Annotated in this window: 16 protein-coding genes, 2 tRNA genes and 1 pseudogene; 13 read left to right on the top strand and 6 right to left on the bottom strand. The window is 46.3% G+C overall.

Features of this window, described 5'->3' with window-relative positions; genetic code table 11:
- The first annotated feature begins 1,071 nt into the window (after positions 1-1,071).
- The 4 genes and pseudogenes from VL20_RS26250 (at position 1,072) to VL20_RS30775 (ending at position 4,185) form a co-directional block, all read left to right on the top strand.
- Positions 1,072-2,076 (top strand): PEP-CTERM sorting domain-containing protein, encoded by a 1,005-nt coding sequence (locus tag VL20_RS26250; RefSeq protein WP_052278293.1) that lies wholly within the window; start codon positions 1,072-1,074, stop codon positions 2,074-2,076.
- Positions 2,077-2,216: 140 nt separating this feature from the next.
- A pseudogene (locus VL20_RS33985) lies at positions 2,217-2,408 on the top strand (hypothetical protein).
- Between the two features lie 123 nt (positions 2,409-2,531).
- Positions 2,532-4,040: a helicase C-terminal domain-containing protein gene (locus VL20_RS26255; protein WP_052278294.1), complete on the top strand. Its 1,509-nt coding sequence runs from the start codon at positions 2,532-2,534 to the stop codon at positions 4,038-4,040.
- Positions 3,991-4,185: a hypothetical protein gene (locus VL20_RS30775; protein ID WP_128575337.1), complete on the top strand. Its 195-nt coding sequence runs from the start codon at positions 3,991-3,993 to the stop codon at positions 4,183-4,185. The genes VL20_RS26255 and VL20_RS30775 overlap by 50 nt, the downstream gene beginning before the upstream one ends.
- Here the strand turns inward: VL20_RS30775 and VL20_RS26260 are convergent.
- Positions 4,119-5,678, bottom strand: a complete 1,560-nt coding sequence (locus VL20_RS26260; RefSeq protein WP_052278295.1) for an NAD(P)/FAD-dependent oxidoreductase — start codon at positions 5,676-5,678, stop codon at positions 4,119-4,121. The two genes, VL20_RS30775 and VL20_RS26260, sit on opposite strands and share 67 nt — an antisense overlap.
- Positions 5,679-5,922: 244 nt before the next feature.
- On the opposite strand from VL20_RS26260, the gene VL20_RS31415 reads away from it, so the two are divergent.
- Positions 5,923-6,078, top strand: a complete 156-nt coding sequence (locus VL20_RS31415) for a hypothetical protein (protein WP_158499394.1) — start codon at positions 5,923-5,925, stop codon at positions 6,076-6,078.
- Here VL20_RS31415 and VL20_RS26265 read toward each other — a convergent pair.
- Complete coding sequence (locus VL20_RS26265; RefSeq protein WP_052278296.1) at positions 6,071-6,406, bottom strand: hypothetical protein; 336 nt, start codon at positions 6,404-6,406, stop codon at positions 6,071-6,073. The two genes, VL20_RS31415 and VL20_RS26265, sit on opposite strands and share 8 nt — an antisense overlap.
- Positions 6,407-6,582: 176 nt before the next feature.
- Between VL20_RS26265 and VL20_RS26270 the strand changes: the two genes are divergently transcribed.
- Both VL20_RS26270 and VL20_RS32005 read left to right on the top strand, forming a co-directional pair.
- Positions 6,583-8,184, top strand: a complete 1,602-nt coding sequence (locus tag VL20_RS26270) for a 2-isopropylmalate synthase (protein ID WP_052278297.1) — start codon at positions 6,583-6,585, stop codon at positions 8,182-8,184.
- 170 nt (positions 8,185-8,354) lie between these two features.
- Positions 8,355-8,492, top strand: coding sequence for a hypothetical protein (locus VL20_RS32005; protein WP_167341527.1), 138 nt, complete (start codon positions 8,355-8,357; stop codon positions 8,490-8,492).
- A 139-nt stretch (positions 8,493-8,631) separates the two neighbouring features.
- On the opposite strand, the gene VL20_RS31420 is transcribed toward VL20_RS32005, so the two are convergent.
- The gene (locus tag VL20_RS31420) at positions 8,632-8,793 is read right to left on the bottom strand and encodes a hypothetical protein (RefSeq protein WP_158499395.1); all 162 of its coding nucleotides are present in this window, start codon (positions 8,791-8,793) and stop codon (positions 8,632-8,634) included.
- A 240-nt stretch (positions 8,794-9,033) separates the two neighbouring features.
- Between VL20_RS31420 and rpoD the strand changes: the two genes are divergently transcribed.
- The 5 genes from rpoD (at position 9,034) to VL20_RS26295 (ending at position 19,339) form a co-directional block, all read left to right on the top strand.
- Complete coding sequence (rpoD, locus tag VL20_RS26275) at positions 9,034-10,284, top strand: RNA polymerase sigma factor RpoD (RefSeq protein ID WP_052278298.1); 1,251 nt, start codon at positions 9,034-9,036, stop codon at positions 10,282-10,284.
- A gap of 214 nt (positions 10,285-10,498) precedes the next feature.
- Complete coding sequence (rpsT, locus tag VL20_RS26280; RefSeq protein WP_002786973.1) at positions 10,499-10,792, top strand: 30S ribosomal protein S20; 294 nt, start codon at positions 10,499-10,501, stop codon at positions 10,790-10,792.
- Between the two features lie 50 nt (positions 10,793-10,842).
- A complete protein-coding gene (locus VL20_RS26285; protein ID WP_052278299.1) occupies positions 10,843-11,622 on the top strand; it encodes a TatD family hydrolase in 780 nt (259 codons plus the stop codon).
- 181 nt (positions 11,623-11,803) lie between these two features.
- Positions 11,804-15,115: a DNA-directed RNA polymerase subunit beta gene (rpoB, locus tag VL20_RS26290; RefSeq protein WP_002758699.1), complete on the top strand. Its 3,312-nt coding sequence runs from the start codon at positions 11,804-11,806 to the stop codon at positions 15,113-15,115.
- 216 nt (positions 15,116-15,331) lie between these two features.
- Positions 15,332-19,339, top strand: coding sequence for a DNA-directed RNA polymerase subunit beta' (locus VL20_RS26295; protein WP_052278300.1), 4,008 nt, complete (start codon positions 15,332-15,334; stop codon positions 19,337-19,339).
- A 189-nt stretch (positions 19,340-19,528) separates the two neighbouring features.
- Here VL20_RS26295 and VL20_RS26300 read toward each other — a convergent pair.
- From VL20_RS26300 to VL20_RS26310, 3 genes are all read right to left on the bottom strand, one after another.
- Positions 19,529-19,602: transfer RNA gene (locus VL20_RS26300), tRNA-Pro, on the bottom strand.
- 40 nt (positions 19,603-19,642) lie between these two features.
- The gene (locus VL20_RS26305; protein WP_002736326.1) at positions 19,643-20,158 is read right to left on the bottom strand and encodes a GNAT family N-acetyltransferase; all 516 of its coding nucleotides are present in this window, start codon (positions 20,156-20,158) and stop codon (positions 19,643-19,645) included.
- A gap of 106 nt (positions 20,159-20,264) precedes the next feature.
- Positions 20,265-20,349: transfer RNA gene (locus VL20_RS26310), tRNA-Ser, on the bottom strand.
- A 1,348-nt stretch (positions 20,350-21,697) separates the two neighbouring features.
- On the opposite strand from VL20_RS26310, the gene VL20_RS26315 reads away from it, so the two are divergent.
- Positions 21,698-22,459, top strand: coding sequence for a peptidylprolyl isomerase (locus VL20_RS26315; RefSeq protein ID WP_052278301.1), 762 nt, complete (start codon positions 21,698-21,700; stop codon positions 22,457-22,459).
- The last annotated feature ends 44 nt before the right edge of the window (positions 22,460-22,503 follow it).

Consider the following 22,503-nt stretch of genomic DNA (forward strand, 5'->3'; position numbering starts at 1 on the left):
AAAAAGTTTGTTGGTGGGGGCAGGGTGTGGGGTGTGGGGTGTGGGGTGTGGGGTGTAGGGTTTTCCCGATTTTGAGGTAGTCAGTTACCTAAAATTCAGGGAAAAAGTCCTGGAATTTTACCCGCGATCACTCCAATGGTCAGCACTTTTTGAGGGGAAAAAAGTCTAAAAACCTTATCCAACAATGTTTTTAGATTTATTCCAGCAGACCCTACATAAAATTTGACAAACAGACAAAAGTGTGCAATCTGGCTCAAGTTGGTTCTCTGAGGGAACTAATTTGATGGAATAGTTCCGGGGTTGTAGTCGGTTGTTAATTTCCATGTCCTCTATAGTACATCCCCTGTCGGGGTTCTGTCCCTTCTTAATAAAAACTTTTTATTGCGTGTGTTTTAACTTACTTGTGTCCTTAAATACTTCTTTTACTGCGTCAAATCACACAAGTCTTTATATGAAGGCTGTACGATCATGTTTGGTGTAGATTAAATTGTTGCCATTGCTTCCCGTTTCTCATCCAGACTGTGTTGAGATTTGTCAAAGCTAATTGCAAAAGTAATCTTTTACATCCAATGGTTTTTAAGTCTGTTAGCACGCTATGTCTATCGTAAGTAAACAAGAACGGCTCTTCTCGACTTTGTGTGATAATTTTTGCTTATGTAAGGTTAAATGCTTACTGGGCAAGACTTTTAGGACTATTTTGAAAGAAGAAACTATCAGTATAGACCTCGTTTACACACAGAAACCAGAAGAGCCCAAGAACCTAAGCTGGAAACGCTCACCCTATTTCAAAAACGCCCAAAAACGGCGTTCTGGGAGAGATTTTGGGGTGTGAGTATAATTAACCATCTCTGCCATTACTTTTGAAAAATTTGACTTAAACAAATTATGAATAGATATGCAGTCTATTAGCAGTTATCTTAACAGTGAGATACGAAGTTTCTGGTTTTAGAGAACGACGCAACGGCGGAACGTCGGAATATTATCTGATCGTCCAGAGATGATGACAAATACCGCCATACTTCATCCTCATGATAAACGCTATAATCTAAAAGTTGTTGCCAGTTGCTCATCATGAAAAAACTTACTTATTCATTGCTCCCCCTGGGGATTACTGTTGGACTTTGCCTAAACATTGCCCCTGCTTCCGCTAGTTTGGTGGTACAAAATGTCATTTCCAACGCCGCCCTTTCTATTGACGGCTTCGGAAGCACAACTAACAGTGGATTTATTCAAGCCAATATACCCACAGGTTCTACTATTCAGAGGGCTTATCTCTATGCCACTTCCGTCTGGGATATGAGTCCAGTTTACGGAGTAACTTTTAATGGGAGTACACTTTCCTTGGGTTCAGCAACTATTCTTGGTCCCAATCAAAACCCAGCCACCACCGCCCGTTGGGATGTCACCAGTATCATCGCTTCTTCTTTTACGGGAGGATTACAAGACTTTAGTATCGTTGAGAATGGCGATAACGATGGTGCGGTTCTTGTCGTTGCCTACAGCAATTCTTCTACCCAAGGTTTTACCTCGGTTATTTTAGACGGGGAACTGTCCACCGGGGGAGACACGAGCCAGTTTGATTTTGCCAGTCCTTACACTGGGGGAGATTTTCTGGTTTCCCTCGCCTCTAGTTATAGCCGTCAACCGAGTGGGCAAGCCACTGAGATTGACGTAACCACTAATTCGACCAATAATCGACGATTAACCAGTAGCGCAGGAGGACAGGATGATGGCGAAGGAGCCCGAGGAGGCTTAATAACTGTTGGGGGGATAGGTGACAGTCCTACTAACCCCGGCCCGTTCGATTCCCCCTTCAGTGGGCCGCGAATCGATGATGAATACTATAATCTCGCTCTTGGCAATAGTGCTAATCCTGACGCTTTTATCTCGCATGGAGATACCTTCCTGCGCTTAAAAACAGTGAACCCAACCAATGATGATAACGTTTTCGGAATGTTTATCACCAGTGAATTTAAGATCACTGCCACTCCCGTCCCCGAGCCATCCATGACACTGGGCATTTTTGGTATCGGTGCCATCGGAGCCTTAATATCTCGTCGTGGTAAAAAATCCTAACAGAAAATAAACCTGACAATTTAAGGCTGTAAATTGCGGTAAAAAGCCATAAAATGTTCAATTGTGGTTTTTTATCGCTTTTTTTACCGCAAAATCACATTTACCTAGGGTTTGCTGAAAAAGTTTTCGGTGGGGGTAGGGTGTGGGGTGTGGGGTGTGGAGTGTAGGATTTTACCGATTTTCATCTGCTCAATTACCTAATTTTCAGGGAAAAAGTCCCGGAATTTTCCCCCTGCTCACTCCCAGACGAGGCACTTTTGGATTTCAAAAAGGTCAAAAGCCTTATTTTAAAAGGGTTTTACCATTATTCAGCAACCCTACCTAGTTTCTAGGTTTTTACCGTTCCAAGATAAAATTTGAGCTTCAACCTAAATCACCGTAAGAGAGTCTCGGAGTGCAATCAGTGGCAAAATCAAGGCTATGATCGATCACTGATAACCAATAACTGAGATGAGATGGTTTTATTAGAAGCAGCGGTTCATTCTTCCCTACGCGCTTTTTTACGCGAACAAGGACGCTTTTACTGGTCTCATCATCTCACTATGGGGCGACTGGTGGCTAGAGCTTTACGCCTAAAACGTTCCTCTCTCATACAAACTGGAACTACTCTCACCCGTTATTGTCTCAGTTATCTCACCCCAGCCCTTTTGGGTAATACACCTGTTCTGATTGTTGCCCCAGAGTCGGAAGTAAACCTACTGTTAGAAGTGGAAATACCCCGTCTGCAAGCATGGTTACAAACTCAGCGAGATATCCTCAAAAGCGATCGCTTTCCGGCTAATTTTACCGGTTTACTCCTCACCACACCCCAACAATGGTTAGAGGATAAATTGGGCAATCTCGGTCATTTTCCCCAGAATATCGCCACTATAATTGATCGAGCCGAAGATTTAGAAACTTGTCTAGTAGATTATCTCACCGTCACCATTACTCCCGAACAATGGTCTGCTTTAGAGTCAGCATATCCCCAGCATAGAGAGTTTATAGACTTAATTAAAGCACAACTTAGCCAAAGTATTCTTGGTCATCCAATTAATCCCTATAATTGCTATCTTATCGATGCCAAAGAAAAAGAATATATAATTGCTCTCCTGCAACGCTTGCATCAAGACTTAACCACTGATTCTGCTTGGCAACTTTTAGCGGCAAAAATCCCCGAGCATAATTATCTCCTCTGGACATCAGTAGATCGAGAGCGAGAAGAATTTACCCTAAAAATCAGTCCTTTGGAGGTGGCTAGTTTTTTCAAACCGATTTGGCAGCAGCAACCCTTTGTTTTAATCGGCAGTTTTTTAGATAGCGAAAAATCCGCTAATTTATACCGTCAAAATCAGGGTATCGGAGATATTTTAACTCTAAAGTTTGCAGCTGATCGCGAAAGTGAATATATTCATTTATATCTACCCGATCGCATCAGCGCCCCCAACACCCCCGAATTTCAACCGATGTTATTAAAGCAAGTGCGGGAATTAGTTAGTGCTAATCATACCAGTGAACAACCGATCGTGATCCTGATTGAAGATGTTCCTCTCAAGGCACAAATTGCCACCCAAATCGCAGCCGATTACGGTTCGCGAGTGCAAGTGGAAAAAACTGAAATTAATAGTAATACTATTCTCGTTTGTGGTTGGCAATTCTGGCAAACCCATCAAGAAAAATTTCTTACTCCCAGTTTATTAATTATCGCAACTTTACCCTTACCTTCCCCCGAAAATCCTCTCGTTGCTGGCAAAATTGCTTACTACAAACGACAACATCTCGACTGGTTTCGTGCCTATCTTTTACCCACAGCAGTGAGGGAAATTCAGCAATCTGTTCAGTCTCTCCGGGAGTGTCAGGGTTGTGTGGCTGTCCTCGATAATCGTGTCAATGCTCGCAGTTATGGCCGACAAATTCTCTCCGCTTTAGAACCCTATGCTAAAGTCAATTATCTCGATCAACAATTTTTTCAAGATAAAGATTAAATCAGTTATCAGTTATCAGTTATCAGTTATCAGTTATCAGTTATCAGTTATCAGTTATCAGTTATCAGTTATCAGTTATCAGTTATCAGTTATCAGGTTACTGATAAAATCTCCCCCAGAGCCATATTTCCAACTATCCAAATAACGATGATAAAGATATTTTTGCTTGTCGGGTAACTTTTCTAAAACAGGTTGTAAGTTGGCTGCCAAGGGATATAAACAACTATACAAAGCTAAATTAAAATAATGCCCCGTCCAATCAATAAAAGGACTGATACCCACTTGTGGAATCATCGGTAAAACTAATTGAGGATTAACCAAAGGCAAAGTTTTTGAGAGGGAAGAAAACTGCACCACATCCTGTAAAAACGGTTTTAATACCTCATCTCCCAACTTATCCATTACCCGAAAAACTCCACTCATTAAGTCATTAATTTGATTGGGATTAGGGTTAGCAGACATCCGGACACTCATGGTTTTTTGAAATAGCCACGTTACCGATATATTTGGTTGATAGGGTTGTAAAAGAGCTAAATCTTCTCGGTTTAAAGCATCGATTTGTAAAGCTTCCTCGATGGCAAAAGTTAGCCTTTTTAAATGCCTAACCATTGCCCCAAAACCGCCAAAACTTACCGGAGATTGACTACCGCTACTATCTCCCACTGCCAGAATTCTTGACCAAGGCATTTTTAAAGGACTTTGACGATAGGCAGGGAAAAAACCCGCTAGAAAACGCTGAAACTTTACCGCTTCTAAATCCACCTTTTGATACTCCGGCAGTAATCTTAAATACTCCCCCATCAAAAATTCTAAACTAAAGCGATCAGGATGGGTATCGAGATAGGTAAATAAATAAGTTGTCCGACCATCCCTAGCGGGAAATGCTTCCCAAAAGTATTGACATTGGTGCAAGATTGGGGTAAAAGAATAAATCAAATCACCAGTTTCATTACTGGGAAAACCCTGACCGCAACTACCCACCACTAAACAAACTCCATCGGGTTTTTCTCCTTTTCTTGCCTGTTTTGCAATTGGCGAAAAATGACCCATGGCATCGATTAATAAACGGGTTTTTAAAGTCATTTCTCCCGTTTTAACCATTACCCCATCGGGATGAATAATTGCCCCGCTAAACCCCGAATTTTCTAATAACTTTCCTCCCGCTTGCAAAAACTTAGTTTTTAAAGTCTCTAGCAAATAAACTGGATCAACACCAATATTTAAAATATCTCTGACCCAAAGCTCATAACCTTGATAAAATCTCACCCTAGCAGGATTATATTCCGTCGCTATTGCTTGATTTAATTCAACTTCGGTCAATAAATCTAACTCTAAAAAACTGCTTAATTCTAAACGGGAAATATTCCACTCCTGCTCACGACCGCGCAGAATACCTCTTTCTAATAATGCCACACGCCAGCCCCTAGTTTGCAAAGCAGCCCCGATAAAAATTCCTAGGGTTCCCCCCGCAATAACTAGATCAAAATCCGTCTCTCCTAAAGATTCTTGACTTTGATTAATTACCGTAGGAATAAGCGGATTTTCTAAACGCAAAGCTTGCCAAGTTTGATCGCTGGCTCGCAATTGTTGTAAACTCTGAGGAGATACTCGATCGAGTAAAGATGCAACTAAAGACATAATCTTATATCAGTTATCAGTTATCAGTTATCAGTTATCAGTTATCAGTTATCAGTTATCAGTTATCAGTTATCAGTTATCAGTTATCAGTTATCAGTTATCAGTTATCAGTTATCAGTTATCAGTTATCAGTTATCAGTTATCAGTTATCAGTTATTAGTTCATGCAAAATAAATTTCCTAGTGAAGACAGGCAAGAGGCAATAGGCAAGAGGCAAAAGCTTTATCGAAATGTGTAATTAATTTTGCTTAGGTACTTATCAGTTATCAGTTATCAGTTATCAGTTATCAGTTCACTGACTGATAACTCAAAAAAACATCCCTCTAGTCGTTTCCTAACAGTAGAGACTTGCCACTTCACCATTAAGAAACTGCTCTATCCAAACGAGAAACCTATTTAGATGGGAAAAACTTTTTCCCTTCTTCAAAGATTTTATTGATATCCTTGAGAGAAACTCGAAAAATCGCTAAAACTCCCGTAAAGACTAACAAAAAACCGATAAAACTATTTCGATCATAGAGAAATAAACCCACCAAAACGATAAAATAGGGAGAGAGAATTTTACTAATATTTTCAACTACAGTAACCACCTCTGGAGTAGGAGTATCAACAAGATTAATATCAGTTTTATCCTGATCTGGTTCGAGATTTTGCTTAATTGAAAACATCACCTCCTGTAGGTCTTTGACCTCCGGTGGGTTCGGTTCCTTCGCTGGTTTGCCAAACATTGTTAACTACCTCGCCAATTTATCTATATCCTCTATGGTAGCCAAAAAGAGGGCAAGCCGGAAAAGCGCGAGCAAGTCGAGAAATTCTCAGGGCAATTTTCCTTAACAACCCCCTCGGCCTCGGCTGCTATAATCAGAGGAACAACTCCCAAGTTCGTTAACGGTACAAAAAAACTATGAATACCAGTCCAGACCGTGTGATTATCTTCGATACCACCCTTCGAGATGGGGAACAGTCCCCGGGTGCCGCTTTAAATGTGGATGAGAAGCTAACCATAGCGCGCGCACTGGCACGACTGGGAGTTGATGTCATTGAAGCAGGTTTTCCCCACGCTAGTCCGGGGGACTTTGAAGCTGTACAGAAAATTGCCGCCAGCGTCGGCAGCGAAGCTGATAGCCCGATTATTTGCGGATTAGCCCGGGCTACCCAAAAAGATATCAAATCTGCCGCCGATGCGCTCAGACCCGCCGCCAAGCCCAGAATTCACACCTTCCTAGCCACATCTGATATCCACCTCCAATACAAACTTAAGAAGACTCGTCAGGAAGTTCTTGACATTGTGCCAGAAATGGTGGCCTATGCTAAATCCTTCCTTAATGATGTGGAATTTTCCCCCGAAGATGCTGGCCGCAGCGATCCGGAATTCCTCTATCAAGTCCTCGAAAGAGCGATCGCCGCAGGAGCCACCACTGTTAATATTCCCGATACCGTCGGTTATACCACCCCTAGCGAATTTGGGGCTTTAATCCGTGGTATTAAGGAAAATGTCCCCAATATCGACCAAGCGATTATCTCCGTCCATGGTCACGATGACCTAGGGTTAGCGGTGGCTAATTTCCTCGAAGCAGTTAAAAATGGCGCTCGACAGTTGGAATGTACCATTAATGGTATCGGTGAGCGTGCCGGTAATGCTTCCCTAGAAGAATTGGTGATGGCCCTTCATGTGCGGCGCTCCTATTTTAATCCTTTCCTCGGTCGTTCCCCAGAATCCACGGAACCTTTAACCAAGATCAACACCAAGGAAATATATCGCACTTCTCGCCTAGTTTCTAATCTTACCGGCATGATTGTGCAACCGAATAAGGCGATCGTCGGTGCTAACGCTTTCGCACACGAGTCGGGAATCCATCAGGACGGGGTGTTAAAACATAAACTCACCTATGAGATTATGGACGCAGAATCGATCGGTTTAACTAATAATCAGATCGTTCTCGGTAAACTCTCTGGCCGCAACGCTTTTCGCTCTCGGTTACAGGAATTGGGTTTTGAGCTTTCGGAAACGGAACTTAATAACGCTTTTATCCAGTTTAAGGAAATGGCTGATCGCAAAAAGGAAATCACCGATCGCGATCTAGAAGCTATTGTTAACGATGAAATCGATACGGTTCCCGATCACTTTCGCCTCGAATTAGTACAAGTGTCCTGTGGCAATAACGCCAGACCCACGGCCACGGTAACAATTCGCACTCCCGACGGTAGCGAGTTATCCGATGCGGCCATTGGTACAGGGCCAGTGGATGCTCTCTGCAAAGCGATTGATCGAGTGGTGCAGATTCCGAACGAATTAATCTCTTTCTCGGTGCGAGAAGTTACCGAGGGAATCGATGCTTTAGGAGAAGTGACCATCCGTCTCCGTTACGAAGGACGCACCTATTCTGCTCGCGCAGCCGATACCGATATTATTGTCGCCTCCGCTCGTGCCTACGTCAGTGCCTTAAACCGTCTCCACGTCGCACTGCAGCAGAAGGAAAAAACCCCCGAAATGCTACAAGTCTAGATAGGGTTTGCTGAACAAGTTGGTCGGTGGGGTTAGGAGTCAGTTATCAGTTATCAGTTATCAGTTATCAGTTATCAGTTATCAGTTAAGTACCTAGGCAAAATTATTTACACATGACGATCATTGCCCCGTAAGGGTTTTAGCTCGATCGGGCAGGTAATTAATTTTGCATGACTACTTATCAGTTATCAGTTATCAGTTATCAGTTATCAGTTATCAGTTCACTGAGAAAACTCCCCACACCCCACACCCCACTTCCCCATCACCCCACACCCATCTCCCCATGGCGCTGTTGGAGAAAATCTTAAATTTGTCTCGCAAATTTCTAAAATGTTGCTAAGTTAATATTATGAGCTTGCGCTCTAACAATTTTAATACAAGTGTATTAAAATTGGATGCGCGTAAAAGCAATGAGGGATGAAATTTATCCGTAAGAATCCGATCAAATTAAATACAATAGCTAAAGACTAAAGGAATTAGCCAAGGCAAATAGGGATGCCGTTCCTCTTGCCAATGGGAACGGTTAACCCACCCATAATTCCTTGGATACTTAGCTATCTGGTCAACACCGCAGACAAACCGGCGATCGGATTTCAGTACTCCAGCCATTTACCCAATTTTTGCAGGAGCCAGATTATGAGTTGACCGAGCTAAAACAGCATTCCGTGTCGCTAAAATCGCATCGACACAAGGAAATTTAAGCAAAGTTCTTCTCCCATTTGTTGTAATTAAAGCTACAATCGGAAAAGTCTTTCCCCGTCTCGGATTTGAGACACAAATTTGTTCAGTATCACCTAGATTGAGATTCGATCTTCTAGTTTTGCACAGAAGGAGCAAGAGGAAAACGGCATGATGCAGGCCCACGATGTACTAACCCTTACCGAGCCGCCATTGGATTTAGATTTGATTGACCTAGACGAAGACTTCGATGATGAGGATATCGAGTTAGAGCTAGAAGAAACCAGCGATAGCAACGATGGCAAAAAAACCCGCCGCCTTGCCAGCGCTCGTCGTCGCGACGCCGCTAGAAAAAAACCCTATACAGAAGATTCGATTCGGATTTATCTGCAAGAGATCGGCAGGATTCGGTTATTGAGAGCGGAGGAGGAGATCGAATTAGCGAGAAAAATCGCCGACCTACTGAAATTAGAACGCATTCGCGAAGATTTTTGCCTCTATAGCGATGCTGAATGGGGAAAACAGGTTTTCTTGTTCGAGCGCATCGAGAAAATTATCGCCGAAAAATCGGAAAAAGAACCGAAATTATCGGATATTAAGGCTTATTTAGGTAAGACGGAGCTAATGGCTCCCATGCTGGAAGAATGGCTGGCGAAATCAAAGGAATACTTATCGGCCTTTAAGCGTCGTTTGTACCATGGTCGTCGCGCTAAGGAAAAAATGGTACAATCGAACCTGCGTTTAGTGGTTTCGATCGCCAAGAAATACATGAATCGCGGTCTTTCCTTCCAAGATTTAATTCAAGAAGGTTCCCTCGGTTTGATCCGCGCCGCCGAAAAATTCGACCACGAAAAGGGTTATAAATTCTCCACCTATGCCACTTGGTGGATTCGTCAAGCCATCACCCGGGCGATCGCAGATCAATCCCGCACCATTCGTCTTCCCGTCCACCTCTACGAAACCATCTCCCGGATCAAAAAAACCACCAAGATTCTTTCTCAGGAAATGCGTCGCAAACCCACCGAGGAAGAAATCGCCACCAAGATGGAGATGACCATCGAAAAACTGCGTTTTATTGCCAAATCTGCCCAATTACCGATTTCTCTAGAGACTCCCATCGGTAAAGAAGAAGATTCCCGTTTAGGAGACTTTATCGAAGCGGATGGGGAAACCCCAGAAGATGAAGTTTCTAAAAATTTATTACGCGAGGATTTAGAAAATGTCCTCGATACCCTTAGTCCTCGCGAACGCGATGTGCTGCGTCTGCGCTACGGTTTAGATGATGGCCGGATGAAAACACTCGAAGAAATCGGCCAGATTTTCAACGTCACTCGCGAGCGCATTCGTCAAATAGAAGCCAAGGCCCTGCGGAAACTGCGTCACCCTAACCGCAATAGTATCCTCAAAGAGTACATTCGTTAACTTGCCGCTCTTAAAAAACTAGAAACTGAGTCTCCTTGAGGCTCAGTTTTAGAGTCATTTACACTTCCCCATCGCTGGGAACCCAATCCTGAAAATATCTCTGGGATTGCCCCAACCTTGTCCAGAAAACTCTTGCAACAAATAGCACAAATCTGTTATCATGGTTTGTCTGTGTCCGGATTAACCATACCAGTATTGAGAACAAGAAACGACTGTGGCTAATACAAAGTCTGCACTCAAACGAGTCCAAATCTCCGAAAGAAATCGTCTACGCAACAAAGCGTACAAGTCAGCCGTAAGAACCCTGATCAAAAAATGTCTTGTCGCCGTCTCGTCCTACGGAGCTAACCCCAGCCCGGAAGGGTTAGAAAGCGCCCAACAAGCTCTATCAGAAGCTTACAGTAAAATCGATAAAGCCGTCAAGCGCAACGTCTTGCACCGGAACAACGGCGCCAGAAAAAAAGCCAGTTTAGCCAAAGCTTTGCAAAAAGTTAGCCAAGCTTCCTAAGAAACAATTAAGCTGTAATCAGGACAGACGCAACAAGCGATCGGGGGTCGATGCAATTAATAGATACGCACGTTCATTTGAACTTTGACGTTTTGCAAGCCGACTTGCCCGCTATCTCCGAACGTTGGCGAAGTGTGGGAGTCGTTCATCTGGTTCACTCCTGTGTCGAACCAGAAGAATTTGCGGCGATTAAAGCCATTGCTGATCAATTTGAGGAAATTTCCTTCGCCGTCGGTTTACATCCCCTAGATGCCCAAAAATGGCGAGATAATAGTGCCGATCAGATCGAATCCCTAGCCCGATCTGATCGGCGCGTCGTGGCGATCGGAGAAATGGGTTTAGACTTCTATAAAGCGGATAACCAAGAGCAGCAAAAACAGGTGTTTTGGACGCAACTAGAAATCGCCCATCGTCTCGATAAACCCGTGATTATCCATTGTCGAGATGCAGCCCCGGTCATGCGGGAGGAAATCAGCGCCTTTCGGCAACAAGTGGGCAAAATTCGCGGCGTGATGCACTGCTGGACTGGCAACCCCGAAGAAACTCAATGGTTTTTAGATTTGGGTTTTTACATCAGCTTTAGCGGCATTGTCACCTTCAAAAACAGTAAAACCGTGCAAGCTGCCGCCCAAATTGTCCCCAGCGATCGCATACTAATCGAAACCGATTGCCCCTTTCTCTCCCCCAATCCCCACCGCGGTAAACCCTGTGAACCCTCTTTCGTCTTCCATGTAGCCGAAACCGTCGCCCGTCTGCGCGGCTATCCGGTCGAAACCCTAGCCGAACAAACCACCCACAACGCCCGCCACTTATTTCAACTCCCCAGTTAAAAAACACAGTTTATTAGCACCGAGCAGGGAATGGGGAAATGGGGGAATTCAACTAAAACCCCAACACCCCAACACCCCAACACCCTAAAACCCTAAAAACCCAACACCCAACCCCTAAAAACCCCGATCTCCGAGAGCAATTCCCGACCGTCGCTATCGTGTCATCAGCCCTTGTAACCCTATGAACAATCTTACCTTTAATCTCTTACCCGACCTCATCGAAATCCAACACTCCAGTTTTCGGTGGTTTTTGGAAGAAGGACTAATCGAGGAACTGAATAGCTTTTCCCCCATCAGCGACTATACAGGTAAATTAGAACTACATTTCCTCGGCCAGGACTACAGACTCAAAGAACCGAAATACAACGTCGATGAAGCCAAACGACGCGATAGCACCTATTCCGTTCAGATGTACGTTCCCACCCGTCTAATCAACAAAGAAACGGGAGAAAACATCGAACAGGAAGTCTTTATCGGCGATTTACCCCTGATGACCGAACGGGGAACCTTTATCATTAACGGGGCTGAACGAGTCATCGTCAATCAGATCGTCCGTTCTCCCGGTGTTTACTACAAGGCCGAAATCGACAAAAATGGTCGCCGTACCTACTCCGCTTCCCTGATTCCCAACCGAGGAGCTTGGTTAAAATTTGAAACCGACAAAAACGGCTTAGTCTGGGTCAGAATCGACAAAACCCGCAAATTATCCGCCCAAGTTCTCCTGAAAGCGATCGGATTGAGCGATAACGAAATCTTTGACTCCCTACGCCATCCCGAATTCTACCAAAAAACCCTCGACAAAGAAGGCAATCCCACCGAAGAAGAGGCCCTGCTCGACCTGTACCGCAAACTACGCCCCGGGGAACCCCCCACCGTCACTGGCGGACAACAACTGCTCGAATCGCGCTTTTTTGACAATAAACGCTACGATCTCGGTCGCGTTGGTCGTTATAAACTCAACAAAAAACTACGCCTCAACGTCCCCGATAACCAGCGCGTTCTCACCACCACCGACATCTTATCGGCGATCGACTACCTAATTAACCTCGAATTTGACATCGGCAACACCGACGACATCGACCACCTCGGCAACCGTCGCGTCCGTTCCGTGGGTGAACTGCTCCAAAACCAAGTGCGAGTAGGTTTAAACCGCTTAGAAAGAATCATTCGGGAACGGATGACCGTCAGCGAATCCCAAAACCTCACCCCCGCTTCCCTAGTCAACCCGAAACCCCTAGTAGCGGCGATTAAAGAATTCTTTGGTTCCTCGCAACTCTCCCAGTTCATGGATCAAACCAACCCCCTAGCGGAATTGACCCATAAACGCCGCATTTCCGCCCTTGGCCCTGGCGGTCTCACCCGGGAACGGGCCGGTTTTGCCGTGCGCGACATTCACCCCTCCCACCACGGCCGCATTTGTCCGGTGGAAACCCCAGAAGGTCCCAACGCCGGCTTAATCGGTTCCCTGGCCACCTACGCCCGCGTCAACGACTACGGTTTTATTGAAACCCCCTGTTACGCGGTGGAAAATGGCCGAGTTCGCTACGATCTCCCCGTTAAATACCTCACCGCCGACGAAGAAGACGATCTCAGAGTCGCACCGGGAGACGTGGCCACCGATGAAAATGGTTATATCCTCGGCGAAACTATCCCAGTGCGCTATCGGCAGGAATTCTCCACCACCTCCCCCGAACAAGTGGACTACGTTTGTGTTTCCCCCGTCCAAATTGTCTCGGTGGCCACTTCCCTGATTCCCTTCCTTGAACACGACGACGCTAACCGCGCCCTCATGGGTTCTAATATGCAGCGACAAGCGGTTCCCCTGCTGCGTCCCGAACGTCCCCTTGTGGGTACCGGATTGGAAGCACAGGCCGCTCGCGACTCTGGTATGGTCATCGTTTCCCGTACCAATGGGGTCGTTTCCTACGTCGATGCTAACCGGATTCGCATCAAAGTGGCGGATGAAGACAAAGAGATTTTCGGTAAGAGCGAGATAGAGTACGAAATTCAGAAATATCAACGCTCTAACCAAGATACCTGCCTAAATCAGCGTCCTTTAGTCTATCAAGGGGAACAAGTTGTGCCAGGGCAGATCCTCGCCGATGGTTCCGCCACCGAAGGAGGAGAAATCGCCCTCGGCCAGAATATCCTCGTCGCCTATATGCCCTGGGAAGGCTATAACTACGAAGACGCGATTTTAATCAGCGAAAGACTGGTGGCACAAGACACCTACACCAGTATCCACATTGAAAAATACGAAATCGAAGCTCGTCAAACTAAACTCGGACCTGAGGAAATCACCAGGGAAATTCCCAACGTCGGTGAAGATGCCCTGCGAAACCTCGATGAACGAGGCATTATTCGCATCGGGGCCTGGGTAGAAGCCAGCGATATCCTCGTGGGGAAAGTCACCCCGAAAGGCGAATCAGACCAACCCCCCGAAGAAAAACTACTGCGGGCAATTTTCGGCGAAAAGGCCCGGGATGTACGGGATAACTCCCTGCGCGTCCCCAACGGCGAAAAAGGCCGGGTAGTGGATGTGCGGGTATTTACCCGCGAACAGGGAGATGAATTACCCCCCGGGGCCAATATGGTGGTACGGGTTTACGTTGCCCAAAAACGCAAAATCCAAGTGGGCGATAAAATGGCGGGTCGTCACGGCAATAAAGGGATTATTTCTCGGATTCTGCCCCTAGAAGATATGCCCTACCTCCCCGATGGTCGTCCCGTCGATATCGTTCTCAATCCCCTAGGGGTTCCCAGTCGCATGAACGTCGGTCAGGTGTTTGAATGTTTACTGGGTTGGGCTGGCGAAAATCTGGGCGTGCGCTTTAAGATTACTCCTTTTGACGAAATGTATGGGGAAGAAGCCAGCCGTTTGACCGTCCACGGATTGCTAGAAAATGCCTCGAAAAAACCCAATCGTGATTGGGTGTTCAAGGAAGAACACGCGGGCAAAGTCACCGTTTACGATGGTCGCACCGGCGAACCCTTTGACCGTCCCGTTACCGTCGGTATGGCCTATATGTTAAAACTGGTTCACCTAGTTGATGATAAAATTCACGCCCGTTCTACCGGTCCCTACTCCTTGGTTACTCAGCAACCCCTGGGCGGTAAAGCTCAACAGGGAGGCCAGCGCTTCGGAGAAATGGAAGTCTGGGCCCTGGAGGCCTACGGGGCAGCCTATACCTTGCAGGAATTGCTCACGGTGAAATCCGATGATATGCAAGGACGGAATGAGGCTTTAAATGCGATCGTAAAAGGCAAGCCGATTCCCCGCCCGGGTACGCCAGAATCCTTTAAGGTTTTGATGCGAGAATTGCAATCCCTCGGCCTCGATATCGCCGTTCACAAGGTGGAAAATGCCCCCGATGGTACTTCCCGCGATGTGGAGGTGGATCTGATGGTCGATGTCGGTCGTCGCGCCCCCTCTCGCCCCACCTACGAATCTTTAACCACGGAAGACTTTGAGGAAGAAGAATCGGAAGTGTAATTTCAGTGATCAGTAATCAGTAATCAGTTATCAGTGAGAAGTCAGGAGTCAGGAGACAGGAGACAGGAGAGAATTTTCCAGGAAAAAGCAAAAAAAAGGACAGTAAAGTAAAAATTTGCCTATTCCCCGTTCCCTATTTCCTGTTCCCTTTTCTAACTGATAGCTGAATGCTGATGGCTGATAGCTAATAGCTGTTTACTTGTTACTGGGATCGAGATGTTTTATAACCAAACTGTTGACAAAGGAAAACTGAAAAAACTGATCGCTTGGGCCTATCAAAACTACGGTTCGGCGCGCTGTTCACAAATGGCCGATGAATTGAAAAACCTCGGGTTTCGTTTCGCTACCAAAGCAGGGGTTTCCATTAGTGTGGATGATTTAACCGTACCGCCAGCTAAACGACAAATGATCGAAAGTGCCGAACAGGAAATCCGGCAAACCGAACAGCGTTATGTGCGCGGGGAAATCACCGAAGTGGAACGCTTCCAAAAAGTAATTGATACTTGGAATAGTACATCTGAATCGCTTAAAGATGAAGTAATTCGCAACTTCCAAGTGACCGATCCCCTCAACTCCGTCTATATGATGGCTTTCTCCGGGGCGCGGGGCAATATGAGCCAAGTGCGTCAGTTAGTGGGAATGCGGGGATTAATGGCTAATCCCCAGGGGGAAATTATTGACCTCCCGATTAAGACTAACTTCCGGGAAGGATTGACCGTTACCGAATACGTTATTTCCTCCTACGGGGCGCGCAAAGGTTTAGTTGATACCGCCCTACGGACGGCAGATTCCGGTTATCTGACCCGTCGTCTAGTGGATGTGTCCCAAGATGTCATCGTCCGCGAGGCAGATTGTGGCACCAATCGTTACATCGAATTAACTGCTATGACCGATGGCGATCGCGTGTTAATTCCCTTAAGCGATCGCCTATTAGGTCGTTCCTTGGCCGAAGATGTGGTGGTCAAGGGAGAAGTGATCGCCACCCGCAACCAGATTATCGATGATGAAACCGCCGAAAAACTGGGCAAACTGGTCGATAAAATCAAAGTCCGCAGCCCCTTAACCTGTGAAGCAGCCCGCTCAGTTTGCCAAACCTGTTACGGTTGGAGTCTGGCCCACGGTCATCCGGTGGATATGGGGGAAGCAGTGGGGATTATTGCAGCCCAATCGATCGGGGAACCGGGAACTCAGTTAACCATGCGTACCTTCCACACTGGGGGCGTATTTACCGGAGAAGTGGCCCGGCAAGTGCGGAGTCCCTTCGAGGGAAGCGTGCGTTTTCTGCCGGGGTTAAGTATCCGTAACGTGCGAACTCGCCACGGGGATGAACGGGACCAGGTGGAGGCACCGGGGGAAATTAAATTAACACCCAAGGATAAAACTAAAGAAACTGTCACCTACTCTTTGACTCCGGGATCACTGCTATTTGTCACCGATGGGGCAACGGTAAGCGAGGAACAGTTACTAGCGGAAATAACCTCCGATAAAGTCCAAAAATCCACGGAAAAAGCCACAAAAGACGTAACCAGTGACTTAGCCGGCGAGGTGCTATTCTCGCAATTAGTCCCAGAGGAAAAAACCGATCGCCAAGGCAATACCACCCGCATCGCCCAACGGGGGGGATTACTATGGATTCTCTCCGGAGAAGTGTATAACTTGCCAACCGGGGCTGAACCCGTGGTCAGTAACGGCGATCAAGTACAAGTGGGGGATGTTCTAGCGGAAACTAAGTTAGTATCCACTAACGGCGGTTTGGTGCGTTTAGCCCCCAATAGCCGGGAAATCGATATCGTCACCGCTTCCGTGTCTTTGGATCAGGCCGAAGTAAAAGTGGAAAGTAGCGCTGGTCGGGAACAATTTATTATTCATACGGTCGATGGTCAGCGCTTCCTGCTGAAAACCACTCCGGGGACAAAGGTACAGAATCATGCTATTGTCGCCGAGTTAATCGATGATCGCTATCAAACCCACACCGGCGGGATGATTAAATACGTCGATATCGAAGTCGCCAAAGGCAGCCGCAAACAGGGTTATGAAATCACCAAAGGCGGCACGATCCTCTGGATTCCCGAAGAAACCCACGAAGTCAATAAAGATATCTCCCTCTTACAGGTGGAAGATGGGCAGTATGTGGAAGCAGGGGAAGAAGTGGTTAAAGACATCTTCTGTAACTCTAGCGGTGTGGTGGAAGTGATCCAGAAAAATGACATCCTCCGGGAGATTATTGTGAAACCGGGGCTGTTATTTATGGATCTCGAACCAGAATCCTCCGGAATTGCCCAAGAACAGTTAATTTACCCGGGGACACAGTTGACTCCCGAAGTGACGATCGAGGAGTTACGGCAAGCGGAATGGGTGGAAACTAACGAGGGTTTAGGATTACTGCTGCGACCAGTACAGGAGTTCACCGTAGAAGACCAATCCACTTCTCCCACCCAAGGTTCCGCTAACCAAGAAGGAGGACGACATATCGAACTGCGATCGGTGCAGCGCATCTTCTTTAAAGACGGGGAAAGAGTTAAATCCGTCGAGGGTTGTCAACTGATCAGCACTCAATTAGTCCTAGAAATTTCTAGCGAAGAACCAGAATCGGTCTCCCATCTGACGGCCGATATCGAGTTAGAACCGATTGAGGACAGGGATTGTCAGCGTTTACAGTTAGTTATTCTCGAATCTCTGGTGCTGCGTCGGGATAGTGATAATGATCCTTTAGGCGGTAATATTCAGACTCGCGTTCTCGTCCAAGATGGCGATGAAATCCCACCGGGGGCAGTGGTGGCCCGGACTGAGATTCAGTGTAAGGAAGCTGGAGAAATTCGCGGGATTCGCAAGGGTAGCGAAGCGGTACGCCGTCTTTTAATTGTCAGTGACCGTGACGAGTTTATTCTCCCGTTCGCTGTTGCTCCCACCGTCAAAGCTGGGGATCTGGTAATCGCCGAAGCTGAGATCGCTGCCGGAGTTTTAGCCCCCAATTCCGGTCAAGTGCTGGCCGTTGACCAAACCACCACCGGCTATGAAATCCGTCTGCGTAAGGCCCGACCCTACCGAGTGTCGGCCGGGGCGATTCTGCACATCGATGAGGGAGATCTGGTTCAACGGGGCGATAATTTGGTGCTGTTGGTGTTTGAGCGCTCGAAAACTGGGGATATCATTCAAGGTTTACCCAGAATCGAAGAACTGCTCGAAGCCCGCAAACCGAAAGAGGCTTGTGTCTTAGCACGCAAACCGGGAGTTTGTCAAGTGGAGTACCAAGATTCTGAGATTGTCGATATTAAGGTGGTCGAGGATGACGGCACGATCAGTGAATATCCGCTTTTAGGCAGTCAAAACCCCCTGGTGAGCGATAATCAGCGTATCGATGCGGGTCAGGCGTTAACCGATGGTCAGGCTAATCCCCACGAGATTTTAGAGGTGTTCTTTAATTATTATGTGGATAGCTTGGGCAGTTACGAAGCGGCCTTAAAAGCCTTGGAAAAAACCCAGATGTTCCTCGTTGATCAGGTACAGTCGGTTTATCAATCCCAGGGGATCGATATTGCCGATAAACACATCGAAGTTATCGTGCGTCAGATGACCTCTAAGGTGCGGATCGATGACGGCGGCGATACCAGTATGTTGCCCGGGGAATTGTTGGAATTGCGACAGGTGGAGACGGTAAATGAAGCCATGTCAATCACCGGTGGGGCGGCGGCTAAATATACGCCCGTACTACTGGGAATCACCAAAGCTTCCTTGAATACCGATAGCTTTATCAGTGCCGCCTCCTTCCAAGAAACCACCCGCGTCCTCACGGAAGCGGCGATCGAAGGCAAGTCCGACTGGTTACGGGGTCTCAAGGAAAACGTGATTATCGGTCGTCTGATTCCGGCGGGTACTGGCTTTAATTCCCACGAAAACATGGCGGGGATCAGCGATTACACCCCCCCAGAGGAGGAATATAACTACAACAACAATCGTGGTTATTACGCTGCCCCCAGCAGTCCCAGTTTCCCTCCTCGTCCCGGTTTCGGCGATAGTAGTGACGATAGCGATATGATTCTTGACGATCAAACCGCTCGCGCCTACGCTGAGGGTGATGTGGTCGATTTAGAGGATGATGAAATGGCTTTCCTCTCCTCCCGCGGCAGCAGTCGCTTTAGTCGCCAACCCATCAGCGACAGCTGGTCAGAAGCCGATGAGGAAGGGGATGAGGACGATTTCGAGGGGGATTACGAAGAAGAATAATCGTCTGTAGATATCTTAAAAGGAGGAGTGGCCGGAAAAACCCTTGTTATTCTCCAAAAACCTCCTCCTTCTCTCCCCAAACTCCCTACTTTTCCCGCTAACTCACCAGAGTTTGGCAATAAAAAAAGGCAGCCTTTCTTGTCAACCGGAAAGGAGACAAAGTAAGGATTTGAAGAATTTTCTCTCCAGTCGGGATGACAGGATTTGAACCTGCGGCATCCTGCTCCCAAAGCAGGCGCGCTACCAAGCTGCGCTACATCCCGAAGTAAACTCTTTTTTTAGTATAGCCTAAGAGCCGCATTCTTAATCGGGATACCAAAACATCCCTTTGATACCTTCGGGATCGAGAACAAAACCGAGACGACGATAGAAATCCACCACCTGCGGATCGGCGAAAAGAGTTATATTACTGATGTCCTCACCCCGCAACTTCCTGATCATAAATTTCATTAATGCTTTACCAAAGCCTTTACTTTGATAGTGAGGATGAACAACCACATCCCAGACTGTAGCATTAAAAGCGTGATCGGAAGTGGCACGAGCAAAACCCACTAAACGACGGCGATTACCTCGCACTTCCCACATCGACACGACTAAAAAACTACATTCGATCGCCTTTTTAACTTTGCGTAAAGGACGACGGGCCCAACCTACCGAGTCACAAAGTTCTTCTAACTCATATAGGTCTAGCTCTCGATCGGTACTAAAAAACACTCGCGTCTGTCCGAGGTCATTCTGGGCAACCTCTACCAAGTCTCCCGAATAGTCAGGTGATGCAGTGACTTCCGAGCTATTAAACAATCTTTTCCAAAAAACCATGCCGGGGGGCTACTGCCTCAATATTATCCTTTTAGCCTAGTATATTTTATTTTCCCCTCTCTAAGAACAATCGGGCAACCGGAGTCCAAATTTGATTGGTTGAGTACGGAGAGGGTGGGATTTGAACCCACGAACCATTGCTGGTTACTCGATTTCAAGTCGAGCGCAATCGACCACTCTGCCACCTCTCCAAGGCAGTACAGGATTACATTCTATCATTAGAACTCTTGCATAAATCAAAAAATTTTCCGCAAATGCAGGGAAAAGGGTTGCATATTAGACCTCTTGCAGAAATCAAAAATCGTTGTTAGGGTTGAGAGTCAGTAGCCATTAGTCAGTAGTCAGGAGAATTAAGAATGAATAATAATCAATTAAATCGTCTATTTACATATTTTTAGCGTTGGCTGAATAAATCTGTTGGTGGAGTCAGGAGTCAGTAGCCGGTCGTCAGTAGCCGGTCGTCAGTAGCCGGTCGTCAGGAGTCAGGAGATAGGAGATTATTTTATTTATTCTCCCCACACCCGTTACAGTAGAGCAGGAAGTCGCCTTCCCACCCCCTGCTTCAAAACCGGACTTACGACTTTCGCCGTATCCGGCTCCTGAGTAACTAGGCTACTGTCATTAGTAGAATAATAATGGGAATTATTATTTCCTTGTCTATTCAACTCTCTTGGCTGTATCCCCACCAGACAAGATTGTTGGTTTTAGGGCGTATATGACCGTTGATTGTTGCTTAGACTTCCTAGTTACCCGTCCTTTGTCAGCAGCTCTTTGATATTACTCAAAGCCTTGGCTTTTAAGGACATCCTCTCCCTCTATTGACTTGCGGATGGTTTCCTACTGCCCCGAACGGGCAGAGTCAATCAGGGTTACTTCGTTCCCTATAACCATTGGTTGAACCGTATTTGATGATACTGTCCACAACAGAGTAACGGGAATGCCTTACTGATAGTGGTATAAGCTATCAGCCCCAACTCTGTTAACTTTTGTTTCGAGCCTGTCAGCCTTTTGGCTCGTGGGTGTTGACGATGGTTAATTCGTATCTTCGCCCCAGGGCTATCCATAGGTTCTGGCTCAACGGGTTTCTGATTTAGGCTATCAGATACCGCTTTTTTTCCTCGCTCACTACCTCAGATGTACCAAGTCTAAAGCAGCAGGAAATGCCGTCACTCTAGGCATCTAGAGGACAGGACTAAGGTTATTACTAACCCGCACCTGTAGGGTTATCAAGTTATCAAGGTACTACATTTACCAAGCGGCTAATCCTCTAAACGTCTTACTGTCTAGTTTCTAGCCAACGAATCGCACCACACCCTACACCCCACACCCCACTTCCCACACCCCACACCCCACACCCGCCAAGATGACCGACTTGTTTGTTTAATTTCTGTAATTTTCGGCTTTCAAAGGGGAAAACTCAAATTAGAATAGGGAGGGATACCTTAAAATTGCTGTTTTGGCGTATAATCACCTCAATAAAATTTAGAAGCTCCTAGAGTTGATAGTTTTAAACATTTCTGTGAGGAAAATGTATTTATTATGAGTTCAATTATTGAAATCGGCGACCAAAAAATTAGCGAGTCAGAGGTATTGCCTCTTTTGGCAAAATATGGTATGTTACCCCAGTTAATCCGGGAAGTAATTATCGAGCAAGCGATCGCCAATATCACCTGCAATCCCGAAGAAAGAAACGCCGCCTATTCCCGTTTCTATCAAAATAATCAAATTGCCAACGATGAACAAATGAAATCTTGGTTACGACAAAACGGGATGGATTCCGAACAACTAGAATATCTAATTCTGCGGGACATTAAATTGGAAAAATTTAAACAGGAGACTTGGGATAACAAAGTAGAATCCTACTTCTTGCAAGTCAAAAATCAATTGGATAAGGTGGTTTATTCCCTGATTCGGACAAAAAATATCGGCATTGCCCAGGAACTATTTTTCCGGATACAGGATCGAGAAAATACCTTCGCTGAACTAGCTAAAAAATACTCCCAGGGAGCAGAAGCGGAAACCGGAGGACTAATCGGACCTGTGGAACTGAGCACTCCCCATCCCCAGATTGGGCAAATTCTCAAAGTCTGTAAACCGGGGCAACTGTGGCCACCGACGCAAGTGGGAGAATGGGTCGTGATTGTCCGACTGGAAAAATATTTATCCTGTGAACTGGATCCTCCCACCCGTCAACGCTTACGCAATGATTTATTCCAACAATGGTTAACGGCTCAAATGCAAACAGTGAAATTTATCTCCGAATCAAACCCAGTCAATAGCGAGCAGGGATCGATTATATAGCATTTCCTTGCAACACTGGGTAAACCTAGTCTTTTCGCTTAATT

It is taken from the genome of Microcystis panniformis FACHB-1757, from assembly GCF_001264245.1.
GTDB classification, from domain to species: domain Bacteria; phylum Cyanobacteriota; class Cyanobacteriia; order Cyanobacteriales; family Microcystaceae; genus Microcystis; species Microcystis panniformis.

Excerpts from the sequence above, each read along its gene's own strand:
- VL20_RS26250 (WP_052278293.1), top strand. The coding sequence starts at position 1,072 with ATGAAAAAACTTACTTATTCATTGCTCCCCCTGGGGATTACTGTTGGA.
- VL20_RS26255 (WP_052278294.1), top strand. The coding sequence starts at position 2,532 with ATGGTTTTATTAGAAGCAGCGGTTCATTCTTCCCTACGCGCTTTTTTA.
- VL20_RS30775 (WP_128575337.1), top strand. The coding sequence starts at position 3,991 with ATGCTAAAGTCAATTATCTCGATCAACAATTTTTTCAAGATAAAGATT.
- VL20_RS26260 (WP_052278295.1), bottom strand. The coding sequence starts at position 5,678 with ATGTCTTTAGTTGCATCTTTACTCGATCGAGTATCTCCTCAGAGTTTA.
- VL20_RS26265 (WP_052278296.1), bottom strand. The coding sequence starts at position 6,406 with ATGTTTGGCAAACCAGCGAAGGAACCGAACCCACCGGAGGTCAAAGAC.
- VL20_RS26270 (WP_052278297.1), top strand. The coding sequence starts at position 6,583 with ATGAATACCAGTCCAGACCGTGTGATTATCTTCGATACCACCCTTCGA.
- VL20_RS32005 (WP_167341527.1), top strand. The coding sequence starts at position 8,355 with ATGACTACTTATCAGTTATCAGTTATCAGTTATCAGTTATCAGTTATC.
- VL20_RS31420 (WP_158499395.1), bottom strand. The coding sequence starts at position 8,793 with ATGGCTGGAGTACTGAAATCCGATCGCCGGTTTGTCTGCGGTGTTGAC.
- rpoD (WP_052278298.1), top strand. The coding sequence starts at position 9,034 with ATGATGCAGGCCCACGATGTACTAACCCTTACCGAGCCGCCATTGGAT.
- VL20_RS26285 (WP_052278299.1), top strand. The coding sequence starts at position 10,843 with ATGCAATTAATAGATACGCACGTTCATTTGAACTTTGACGTTTTGCAA.
- rpoB (WP_002758699.1), top strand. The coding sequence starts at position 11,804 with ATGAACAATCTTACCTTTAATCTCTTACCCGACCTCATCGAAATCCAA.
- VL20_RS26295 (WP_052278300.1), top strand. The coding sequence starts at position 15,332 with ATGTTTTATAACCAAACTGTTGACAAAGGAAAACTGAAAAAACTGATC.
- VL20_RS26305 (WP_002736326.1), bottom strand. The coding sequence starts at position 20,158 with ATGGTTTTTTGGAAAAGATTGTTTAATAGCTCGGAAGTCACTGCATCA.
- VL20_RS26315 (WP_052278301.1), top strand. The coding sequence starts at position 21,698 with ATGAGTTCAATTATTGAAATCGGCGACCAAAAAATTAGCGAGTCAGAG.